The sequence below is a fragment of the Achromobacter sp. genome (assembly GCF_057314935.1).
The window spans coordinates 133,728-144,059 of record NZ_DBHKZA010000003.1 but is presented as its reverse complement, the minus strand read 5'-3'; the positions used below and the strand labels follow the sequence as shown (position 1 = coordinate 144,059).

The 10,332-nt window shown below is 66.4% G+C and carries 8 protein-coding genes; 7 read left to right on the top strand and 1 reads right to left on the bottom strand.

What is annotated here, in order from left to right; translation table 11 throughout:
- Positions 1–46 precede the first annotated feature (46 nt).
- The 7 genes from ACO6D5_RS02160 to ACO6D5_RS02130 all read left to right on the top strand — a co-directional run bounded on the left by ACO6D5_RS02160 (position 47) and on the right by ACO6D5_RS02130 (position 9,291).
- Positions 47–2,059 carry a TonB-dependent receptor domain-containing protein gene (locus ACO6D5_RS02160; RefSeq protein ID WP_315527158.1) on the top strand — a complete coding sequence of 671 codons (2,013 nt, stop codon included), beginning with the start codon at positions 47–49 and terminating at the stop codon, positions 2,057–2,059.
- Between the two features lie 220 nt (positions 2,060–2,279).
- Positions 2,280–3,050, top strand: coding sequence for an SDR family NAD(P)-dependent oxidoreductase (locus ACO6D5_RS02155; protein WP_485824517.1), 771 nt, complete (start codon positions 2,280–2,282; stop codon positions 3,048–3,050).
- A 49-nt stretch (positions 3,051–3,099) separates the two neighbouring features.
- On the top strand, positions 3,100–5,307 hold the full coding sequence (locus ACO6D5_RS02150) for an alpha-ketoacid dehydrogenase subunit alpha/beta (protein WP_485824516.1): 2,208 nt from the start codon (positions 3,100–3,102) through the stop codon (positions 5,305–5,307).
- Positions 5,291–6,013, top strand: coding sequence for an SDR family NAD(P)-dependent oxidoreductase (locus ACO6D5_RS02145; RefSeq protein ID WP_485824515.1), 723 nt, complete (start codon positions 5,291–5,293; stop codon positions 6,011–6,013). The genes ACO6D5_RS02150 and ACO6D5_RS02145 overlap by 17 nt, the downstream gene beginning before the upstream one ends.
- 10 nt (positions 6,014–6,023) lie before the next feature.
- A complete protein-coding gene (locus ACO6D5_RS02140) occupies positions 6,024–6,725 on the top strand; it encodes a GntR family transcriptional regulator (RefSeq protein ID WP_006227105.1) in 702 nt (233 codons plus the stop codon).
- A 12-nt stretch (positions 6,726–6,737) separates the two neighbouring features.
- The gene (locus ACO6D5_RS02135) at positions 6,738–7,967 is read left to right on the top strand and encodes a dihydrolipoamide acetyltransferase family protein (protein WP_485824514.1); all 1,230 of its coding nucleotides are present in this window, start codon (positions 6,738–6,740) and stop codon (positions 7,965–7,967) included.
- 127 nt (positions 7,968–8,094) lie between these two features.
- Positions 8,095–9,291, top strand: a complete 1,197-nt coding sequence (locus ACO6D5_RS02130) for an ABC transporter substrate-binding protein (protein WP_485824513.1) — start codon at positions 8,095–8,097, stop codon at positions 9,289–9,291.
- A 21-nt stretch (positions 9,292–9,312) separates the two neighbouring features.
- On the opposite strand, the gene ACO6D5_RS02125 is transcribed toward ACO6D5_RS02130, so the two are convergent.
- Positions 9,313–10,203 carry a LysR substrate-binding domain-containing protein gene (locus ACO6D5_RS02125; RefSeq protein WP_315527157.1) on the bottom strand — a complete coding sequence of 297 codons (891 nt, stop codon included), beginning with the start codon at positions 10,201–10,203 and terminating at the stop codon, positions 9,313–9,315.
- Between the last annotated feature and the right edge of the window lie 129 nt (positions 10,204–10,332).

Sequence of the window (10,332 nt, the reverse complement as noted above, 5' to 3'; positions counted from 1 at the left end):
GCGGGCCAGCCGCCGGGGGGCGTTGAAACCGCTGGTCTGCTCACTGATGCTGATCGCGCCGGTTGCGCAGGCCGAAGCCGAAGCGGAATCCGAGCGCGCCAAGTCGCTGGCCCCCATTACCGTGTCCGCCAACCCGCTGGGGCTGGACCTGAACAGCACGACCTTGCCGGCCTCGGTGCTGGAAGGCGATGCCTTGATCGAGCAGCGCACCGGCACCTTGGGCGAAACCCTGAAGAACCTGCCCGGCGTCAACAGCGACACCTTCGGTGGCGGCGCAAGCCGGCCAGTGATCCGCGGCCAGACCGCGCCGCGGGTCAAAGTGCTGTCCGACGGCTCTGAAGTCATGGACGCGTCCAGCATTTCGCCCGACCACGCGGTGACGGTCGAGCCACTGCTGGCCGAGCGGATCGAAGTGCTGCGCGGCCCGGCGACGCTGCTGTACGGCGGCGGCGCGATCGGCGGCGTGGTGAACGTGGTGGACAAGAAGATTCCCACCGCGGTGCCGGAAAAGGGCATCGAGGCCGAAGCCGAACTGCGCGGCGCGACCGGCACCAAGGAACGTGCGGGGGCAGTCGGCATCACGGCGGGCGAAGGACAGTTCGCGGTGCGCGTTGAAGGGATGAAGCGGCGCACCAGCGACTACGACGTGCCCGATTGGCCCGGTGGCAAGCTGGAGGGTTCGTACAGCGAATCCACGCAGGGCTCTGTCGGCATGTCGTGGATCACCCCGCGCGGATACGTCGGCCTGGCCTTCACGCACCTGGAAAGCAAGTACGGCCTGCCCGGGCATAACCACGAATACGAAGGCTGCCATCCGCACGGCACGCACCTGCATTGTGGCGGGCACGATCACGGCCACGAAGAAGAAGGCCATGATCATGATCATGAGCACGAACATGGCGGCGTGCCGTACGTGAAGCTGCGCAGCAACCGCCTGGACCTGCGCGCGGAATACCAGGACCCGTTTGCCGGCTTCGAGAAGATCCGCGTGCGCGGCGGCCTGACCGACTACCAGCATGACGAGATCGAAGGCGGCCAAGTCGGTACCCGCTTCAAGAACAAGGGCTACGATCTGCGGGTCGAACTGCAGCACAAGCCGATCGCCGGCTGGCGCGGCGTGGTGGGCGTGCAGAACGCCTATAGCGATTTCCGCGCTGAAGGCGAGGAAGCCTTCCTGCCGCGCAGCAAGACGCGGTCCAACGGCCTGTTCGTGCTGGAGGAATACCAGCTGAACGATTGGCGCTTCGAAGTGGGCGCGCGCCAGGACTGGCAGCGCATCTCGCCGTCGGGCGGCGCCTCGCGCAGCAGCCTGTCGGGCACGTCGCTGTCGGCGGCTGCCATCTGGGACTTTGCGCCGCAGTATTCCGTGGCGCTGTCGTTGTCGCGCTCGCAACGGCTGCCCAATGCGCAGGAGCTGTATGCGGACGGCGTCCACCTGGCCACCAACACCTACGAACTGGGTAATGCAGACCTCAGCCGCGAGACCTCGCACAACATCGACCTGACCCTGCGCAAGCACTCGGGCGACACGACGTTCTCGGCCAGCGTGTTCCACAACCGCGTGAAGAACTACATCTACGCGAACACGCTCGACCGGTATGAGGACTTCCGGCTGATCGAATACACGCAGCGCGACGCGGAATTCACGGGTGTGGAAGGCGAACTGCGCCATCAGTTCACGCCAGTGTTCTCGGCGGCGGTGTTCGGCGACTACGTGCGCGGCAAGCTGACCGGCGGCGATGGCAATCTGCCGCGCATCCCGGCAGCGCGCGCGGGCGTGCGCGGCAACGTGACGTGGCAGCAGTGGTCGGGCGGCGTGGAATACGCGCGCGTGTTCTCGCAGAAGGACATCGCATCGTACGAAGACAGCACGCCGGGCTACAACCAGGTCAACGCCGTGGTCGCCTACCGCGGCCGTTACGGCGCAACCGGCTACGAAGTCTATCTGCGCGGCACCAACCTGTTGAACAAGCTGGCCTACAACCACGCCTCGTTCATCTCGTCGGTGGCGCCGCTGCCCGGGCGCAGCGTGCTGCTGGGCGTGCGCATGACGTACTGACAAGGCAGGGCGTCCGGCATGGACGCTTGCCGGAATACGGACGCCGGGGCCATGCGCCCCGGTGTTTTTTTGCTGCACTGCGGGCGCACAGCCTCTACGGGTAGACCCCGAGTCCGATCTTGTTGACGCCCGAACACGCCGTTCTTAGAATCAGATTTGTGATCACATATCAGAAATAGCGTCCGGCATCCGCCGGCACGCGGGCAGCGGCGAAGCAGGCATGACCCAACAACTATTCAGTGTTCGAGACAAGATCGTTTTGATTACCGGTGCCGCGGGCGGCATCGGCGCTGCGCTCAGCCGGGCTTTCGCCCAAGGCGGCGCGACGCTGGTGCTGGCCGACCTGGCGGGGGAAAAGCTGGACGCGCTGGCGTCCGAGCTGCGCGAATCCGGCGTGAAGACCGGAGCCATCGCGCTCAGCGTTGAAAACCGCGAGGCCTGCGCAGACGCGGTGGCCGATGTGGTGGCGCGGTATGGCGGCGTGGACGTGCTGGTCAACTGCGCCGGCGTCAATACGCGCATGCGGCCCGAGCTGTACGCGGAAGACGTGTGGGACCGCATCGTCGACATCAACCTAAAGGGCACGTTCAACATGTGCCAGGCCGTGCACGCGCCGATGAGTCTGCGCGGCAAGGGCAAGATCATCAACATCGGGTCGATCCTGGCGCTGGCGTCCAACGCAGTGACGGCGGCCTATTCCGCCAGCAAGGGCGGCGTGCTGCAGTTGACGCGTTCGCTGGCATGCGCCTGGGCGGCCGAAGGCATCACCGTCAACGTGATCCAGCCGGGCTGGATCGACACGGCGCTGTCGCGTCAGGCTCGGGTGGACATCCCCGGCCACGCCGAACGGGTGGTGGCCACCACGCCGCTGGGCCGCTGGGGCGAACCCGAAGACCTGATCGGCGCGACGCTGTTCCTGGCCAGCACCGCTTCCGACTTCGTGACGGGCGCAAGCCTGGTAGTGGACGGCGGCGTGACCGCGCACATCTGAACGGCAGGCTTGCGGCCCGTCAGAGGCCGGTCCCGCACAAGGAGAAGACATGCTTTTCGAGGACATCGGGCAGGCGACAGAAGCGCGCACGCTGGTAGTGGAAGACAGCGACTGGGCGCAGCTGACGCGCGCCGAGGCCATGCGGTTGACGACCTTGTTCCTGACGGCGCGCCGCTTCGAGGAAAAGATCCTGCAACTTGACAAGCTGAACCTGGTGCACGGGCCGGCGCATTCCAGCATCGGCCAGGAAGGCGGCGCGGCGGGCTGCATCGCGGCGCTGCCCGTCGATACGCTGATGAACGGCACGCACCGCGCGCATCACCAGTGCGTCGCCAAGGCGGTCAATGCGCTGTATGACGACGGCTTCGACCCGGCCGCCAGCGGGCTCACCCCGCGCATGCGCCAGGAGATCCAGGGCCTGATGCACGAGATCCTGGGTTTGAAGGACGGCTGGACGGGCGGGCGCGGCGGCTCCATGCACCTGCGCCGCGCCGACCTGGGCATCATGGGCACCAACGCCATCGTCGCCGGCGGCATCCCCATCGCCTGCGGCCATGCGTTCGCGGAAAAGCAGCGCGCATCGGGCAAGCTGATGGTCACGTTCTTCGGCGACGGCGCGGTGCATCAGGGCGCCACGCACGAAGCCATGAACCTGGCGGCGCTGTACGGCCTGCCCATGATCTTCTTCCTGGAGAACAACAAGTACGCGGTGTCGATGAGCGTGGAGCAATCCACGTTCCAGACCGAACTGCTGACCCGGCCGCAGGCGCATGGCATCGCCGCCGTCAAGGTGGACGGGATGAACCCGTTCGCCGTCTGGCTGGCCACGCGCTGGGCGCAGGCGCATATCCAGCGCGAAGGGCGGCCCGCCTTCATCCTGGCCGAGGTCTACCGCTACTACCACCAAAGCTCGTCGATTCCCGGCAGCGCCTTCGGTTACCGCACGCGCGATGAAGAAAACGCCTGGAAGGCGCGCGATCCCTGGCTGTTCCTGCAGCGCGAATTGCCCGCGCGCGGCATCCTGGACGCCGATACGCTGGCCGCCATCGACGCCACCGTCACCGACGCCGTGGAAGCGGCCGCGGACTCCTGCGTGGAAGGCACAGGCTCCGCCGCCCGCATCCGCGCCGAACTCTGGCCGGCCGCGGCAAGCGTGGACGACCATCTGAACAGCGACATGCGCGAATTCGACGGCGCGCGCTTTGCCGAGGCCGAAGACTTCGATGCCGACGACATGGAAAGCCTGTCCTACATCGAAGCCATGTCGCGCACGATGGGCGCGCGCATGGCCGAAGACGACCGCATCTACGTGTTCGGCGAAGACGTGGCCAACATGGGCGGCGGCACGGTCGGCGCCACGCGCGGGTTGACGGACACCTACGCGGGCCGCCTGGTCAACACCCCGATCACTGAAAACGGCTTCTGCGGCCTGGCCACGGGCGCGGCGCTGTCGGGCCTGCGGCCGGTGGTTGAATTGATGTACAGCGATTTCTTCCTGGTCGCCGGCGACCAGCTGCTGAACCAGGCGGGAAAGATCCGCCACCTGTTCAATGGCACGGCCAGCGTGCCGCTGGTGCTGCGCACGCGCATCCCGGGTGCCGAGGGCTACGGTTCGCAGCACTCCATGGACCCGGCCGGCGTGTTCGCGCTGTTTCCGGGGTGGCGCATCGTGGCGCCGTCCAACGCGTTCGATTATGTGGGCCTGATGAATTCCGCGCTGCGCTGCCAGGACCCGGTGCTGGTGATCGAACCGCAGGAACTGCACAAGCACAAGACGCTGGTGCCGAAGGACCTGGACTACTGCATCCCCATCGGACGCGCCAAGCGCGTGCAGGAAGGCGACCAGATCACGCTGCTGGCTACGCTCAGCATGGTGGAACGCTGCCAGCAGATCGCCCGCGAAACCGGCGTGCGCGCCGACATCATCGACCTGCGCACGCTGTCGCAGCGCGATATCGACTACGACACCATCGGCCGTTCGGTCATGAAGACGGGCCGCGTCGCGATCGTCGAACAGACCACGCGCGGCGCCAGCCTGGGCGCGCTGATCGCCGACGAGATCCAGCGCCGCTATTTCGACTATCTGGACCAGCCGGTGCAACGCGTGACGGGCCGCTGGGCGCCGCCCACGGTGTCGCAGGCGCTGGAACGCGCGGCGCTGGCGGATGAAGACGACCTGCGCGCCCTGATCGCCGGCATGCTGCGCGACAGCGCGCTGGACAACACCCAAGGAAACGTCCATGCCCTGCGCGCTTGAAGGCAAGACCATCCTGATCACGGGCGCGGCCGGCGGCATCGGCAGCGAAACCGCGCGTGTCTGCGCCGAGCAGGGCGCCGCGCTGGTGCTGGCCGACCGCGACGCGCCCGAGGCGCTGGCCGCCGAACTGCGCGCGCTGGGCGCCACGGCGCGGGCGATCGCGTTCGACGTGACCGACCGCGCCGCGGCGGAAGCTGCCGTCCGAAGCATCGACAGGCTGGACGCGCTGGTGGCCAACGCGGGCTATTGTCCCTGGGACGACTGGAACGCCGATGGCTGGGATGACGTGTTCCGGCAGGTCATCGACATCAACTTGCTGGGCGTCATGCACCTGACCCGCGCAGCGCTGGCCAAGATGGCGCCGCAGGGCGCTGGCAGCATGGTGCTGGTGTCGTCGGTGGCGGCGCGCATGGGCGGCCTGGCGGCCAGCCCCCACTACGTGGCGGCCAAGGGCGGCACGCATGCCTTCGTGAAATGGCTGGCGCGCAAGGGGGCGGAGTCGGGCATCACCGTCAACAGCGTGGCGCCGGGGGCGACCGCCACCGCCATGGTGCAAGGCGCGGCCCTGGATGCGAATAGAATTCCCCTGCGACGCATGGCCCAGCCCCGCGAGATCGCCTTGCCCATCGCCTTTTTATGTTCGGATGGCGCAAGCTACATTTGCGGCGCCACGCTGGATGTGAACGGTGGCGTCTACATGAACTAGGCGCAAGAAAATGGACAACAGCATCCTGGAAGGCCTGCTGGACAAGCAGGAACGCGTGACCGTCGCGGACCAGATCTATCAACAGACGCGCCAGCTCCTGATGAGCGGCGCGGTGCCGCCCGGCGAAAAGATCACTTTGCGCGGCCTGGCCGCGGCCTTGAACACCAGCCCGATGCCGGTGCGCGAAGCCGTGAACAAGCTGGTGGCCGAAGGCGCGCTGGAAATGCTGCCCAGCCGCGGCTTGCGTGTCCCGAAACCCAGCCTGCCGAAGTTCCGCGAGATCGTGCGCATCCGGTGCTGTCTGGAAGGGTTCGCCGCGGCCGAGGCCGTCAAGGTGATCAACGATGAAACCGTGGCGCGCATCGAACGCCACGCCCACGAATTCGACAAGTTGGGGCATCAGCGCAAGATCGACACCTTGAAGACGATCGAAGCGAACCGCAACCTGCATTTCACGCTGTATGAAGCGGCGGCGATGCCGCTGCTGGTCACGATGATCGAGAACATCTGGCTGCAAATCGCGCCCCTGTTCTCGCTCAGCATGAGCAGCAAGGATCGGAAGTCGGAAAGCTGGGAATCGTTCAGTCACCATGACGCGCTGCTGGCAGCGCTGCGGCGTCGCGACGCCGATGGCGCGCGCGACGCGGTGGTGGCGGACATTTCCGATGCGGCGGCTTATATCGAGAAGACGGGCAATTTGGCCATCACCTGAAGCGAGTGAGACATGGATATCGAAGTCGTGATGCCCGCGATCGGCGCGGGCACGACAGAGGGCAGGATTCTCCAGTGGTTGAAGCAGTCCGGCGACACCGTGAAGGTGGGCGATATCCTGGCCGAAATCGAAACGGACAAGGCGGTCATTGAGCTGGAGGCCGTGGACAGCGGCGTGCTGGATCGCATCCATGTCGAAGCGGGTGACACCGCCGTGCCGGTGGGCGACGTCATTGCGACCTTGCTGCCCCGGCAAGACACGCGCGGCGAGGCGCCTGCCCCCCTTGTTGAACCGGCCGCGCCCATGCCGGCCATGCCGACGCCGGCCGCAGCGGCCACTGCGCCGCCTGCCACCGCCGTCGAACCGCCCGCGCACCGGCTCTTCGCCAGCCCGTCGGCGCGCCGGATGGCCCGCATCATGGGCGTGGACCTGCAGGCGCTGACCGGCAGCGGCCCGAATGGCCGGATCGTGCGCGTGGACATCGAACAGGCTGCGCAGGATCGTCCCGCGGCGGCTGTCCGGCCGGTAGCAAAGGCGCCGGCTCCAGCCCAAGGCGCATTGACGCCGCATACCCCGATGCGCGCCACGATCGCGCGCCGGCTGGCGCAGTCCAAGCAGCAGATTCCCCACTTCTACCTGACCGTGGACTGCCGCATGGACGTGATGATGGCGGCGCGCCAGTCACTGAACGACCATGCGCAGGCAAGCCCCGATCCCGTCCGCTATTCCCTGAACGACCTGCTGCTGCTGGCGGTGGCCCGCGCCGTGGCGCGCGTGCCTGAGATCAACGCGCAATGGACCGACGAGGGCGTGCTGCGCCAGGACCAGGTCGACCTGAGCGTCGCGGTGGCGCTGGAGACGGGCCTGATCACGCCTATCCTGCGCGATGCCGGCCGCATGGGGTTGCGCGAACTCTCGGCGCAGGTCAGGCAGTTGGCGGATCAGGCGCGCAGCGGCCGGCTGCGGCCCGACCAATACGAAGGCGGCAGCCTGACGGTATCGAATCTGGGCATGCATGGCGTGAAGTCGTTCGCGGCGATCATCAATCCGCCGCAATCGGCCATCCTTGCTGCTGGCGCGGTGACGCGTCAACCGGTCGTGGACGGCGACGCGCTGGCCATCGGCCACGTCATGAGCCTGACGCTGTCCGCCGACCACCGCGTGGTCGACGGTGCGCTGGGCGCACGGTTCCTGAAGGAAGTCCGGCATTTTATCGAGCATCCCATCGAATTGATTCTCTAGCGGGTTGAGTGGAAAGGTTGTTCTAGTCAGTCCACATCAGCAGCGCGCAGGGTGGACCGCGAACGGCGCACAGACCGATGGCGGCGGTAAGTCGAAGCACCATTACATAAAGTCTGGAGACAAAGCAATGAACAAGCAGAATCCGCTGACGCGCCTCGCGTTGGCTGCCGCCTTGGCAATGGCCTCGCAGGGCGCCTGGGCACAAAGCGAAATCAAGATCGGATACAACAGCGACATGTCCGCCAGCGGCTCGGCCGACTTCGGCGTGTCGGCGCTGTCGGGCGCGCGGCAGGCCGCCGAAGAGATCAACGCCGCGGGCGGCGTGCTGGGCAAGAAGATCGTCATCGTGCCGCGCGACGACGTGGGCTCGCCGCCCAAGTCCATCCAGAACGCCAACGAACTGGTGGACAACGAGAAGGTCGTCGCGATGCTGGGCGGCGTGAACTCGGGCAACATGCTGGCCTGGCTGCATATCGTGCAGCAGAAGAGGATCCCGACCATCTCGCCGTCGGCGACCGCCACCGAGATCACCAACCGCTACAGCAAGGAGCCGGCCAACTACATCTTCCGCGTATCGATGCGGGACCTGGACCAGATCACGCTGTTGGCCGCGTATGCGGCGCGCGCCACGCAGAACAAGAAGGTCGCCATCATCGCCGACACGACGGGCTACGGGCAGCAGGGCGCGAAAGACGCGGCCGCCGTGCTGCAGCTGCATGGCATCACGCCGGTGGCCAACGAGAAGTTCGGTCCGAAGGATACGGACATGAGCTCGCAGCTGAACAAGATCAAGGCGGCGGGCGCGGATACGCTGATCGTCTACGCGCTGGCGGATTCCAACGGCCATCTGATGCGCAGCCAGGAGAAGATCGGCTACTACCCCACCACGCTGGGTTCATGGTCCAACCTCAGCCCCCCGTTCCTGCGCATCGCGGGGCCGGAACTGGCCAAGAAGATGATCTTCTCGGCGTCCATCACGCAGGACTCCACGCCGCAGTCCAAGGCGCTGTACGACACCATCATGAAGAAGGAGGGCAAGCTGCCCACCTACGTGTTCGCGGCGCATGCCTATGACTCGGTGAAGATCCTGGCCGCGGCCATGACGCAGGCCAAATCCACCGACGGCGAAAAGGTCCAGCAGGCGCTTGAGAACCTGGGCCCGGTGGATGGCGTGATCAAGCGCTATGAACCCGCGTTCACCAAGGCCAACCACGAGGCGCTGTCGTACAAGGACTTCCGCCTGGTGCGCTGGATCGACGGCAAGGTGGTGTCGGTGGACGACGCCGTCACGCAAGCCATCAAGCCCGAAGACCTGAAGCAATAGGCAGGCTCGCGGCCGGGCCGGCTAGGCCTGGCCGCGGCTCAGGTGGTTGACGAAGAGCTTGGCCGCGGTGGGCAGCGAATCGAACGAGCGCACGCAGATCTGGATCTTGCGGCGCGCCCACGGTTCGGCCAGCGGGATGATGCGCAGGTCGAACATGACCGAGTAGCGGCGCGCGATGTCCAGCGGCAGCACGCCGATGCCCAGCCCCGAGTTCACCATGAAGCACAGCGCGTCGAAGCCCGTGACCTGCACCTTGAGCCGGATGGTGCGCTTTTCGTCGCTGGCGGCGTTGGACAGGATGCGGTTGATGGCGCTGCCGCGGTGCAGGCCAATGAAGTCGTGCTCCAGCGCGTCGGCGAAGCGGAAGCCGGGCTTGTCGCGCAAGGGGTGGTCGGCGGGCACGACCAGCGCCAGCGTGTCTTCGCGGTAGGGGTGGATCTCGACGTCGTCGTCGGGCGCGTCGCCGGAAAAGATGCCGACGTCCGCCGCGTTCTCGGCCACCGACTTGATGATGGTGGACGTGATCTTCTCTTCCAGGTCCACCTGCACATTGGGGTAGTCGTTCAGGAACAGCTTGATGTCTTGCGGCAGGAACTGCGTGATGGCGGAGATGTTGGCATAGACGCGGATGAAGCCGCGCAGGCCGCGCGAGTAGTCGCGCATCTGCACGGCGATCTCGTCCAGTTCGTGCAGGGCGCGCCGCGCCATGGTGGACAGCGCGATGCCGGCCGGGGTGGGGCGGATGCCCTTGTTGGTGCGGATCAGCAGCCGGATCTTCAGGTTTTCTTCCAACTCGCTGATGCGCTTGCTGATGGCGGCCGCGGCGATGTGCTCGTGTTCGGCCGCCGCCGCGATGGTGCCTTGTTCGACCACGCTGATGAAAAGCTTGAGGGAGGTGGGGTCTAAACGCATGGCGGCAGGCGAAGGCGGCAAGGGAGCGGCCATTGTAGCGAGCCGCGGGCTTGCCATCGCGTTTGGCGATGGCGGCATCGTTAATGACTGCTATTGGGGACGGCAAGCCCGTTGCTATTCTCCCCAAAA

Bases quoted from the DNA above. Each gene is read 5' to 3' on its own strand.
- ACO6D5_RS02160 (WP_315527158.1), top strand. From the start codon at position 47: ATGCTGATCGCGCCGGTTGCGCAGGCCGAAGCCGAAGCGGAATCCGAG.
- ACO6D5_RS02155 (WP_485824517.1), top strand. From the start codon at position 2,280: ATGACCCAACAACTATTCAGTGTTCGAGACAAGATCGTTTTGATTACC.
- ACO6D5_RS02150 (WP_485824516.1), top strand. From the start codon at position 3,100: ATGCTTTTCGAGGACATCGGGCAGGCGACAGAAGCGCGCACGCTGGTA.
- ACO6D5_RS02145 (WP_485824515.1), top strand. From the start codon at position 5,291: ATGCCCTGCGCGCTTGAAGGCAAGACCATCCTGATCACGGGCGCGGCC.
- ACO6D5_RS02140 (WP_006227105.1), top strand. From the start codon at position 6,024: ATGGACAACAGCATCCTGGAAGGCCTGCTGGACAAGCAGGAACGCGTG.
- ACO6D5_RS02135 (WP_485824514.1), top strand. From the start codon at position 6,738: ATGGATATCGAAGTCGTGATGCCCGCGATCGGCGCGGGCACGACAGAG.
- ACO6D5_RS02130 (WP_485824513.1), top strand. From the start codon at position 8,095: ATGAACAAGCAGAATCCGCTGACGCGCCTCGCGTTGGCTGCCGCCTTG.
- ACO6D5_RS02125 (WP_315527157.1), bottom strand. From the start codon at position 10,203: ATGCGTTTAGACCCCACCTCCCTCAAGCTTTTCATCAGCGTGGTCGAA.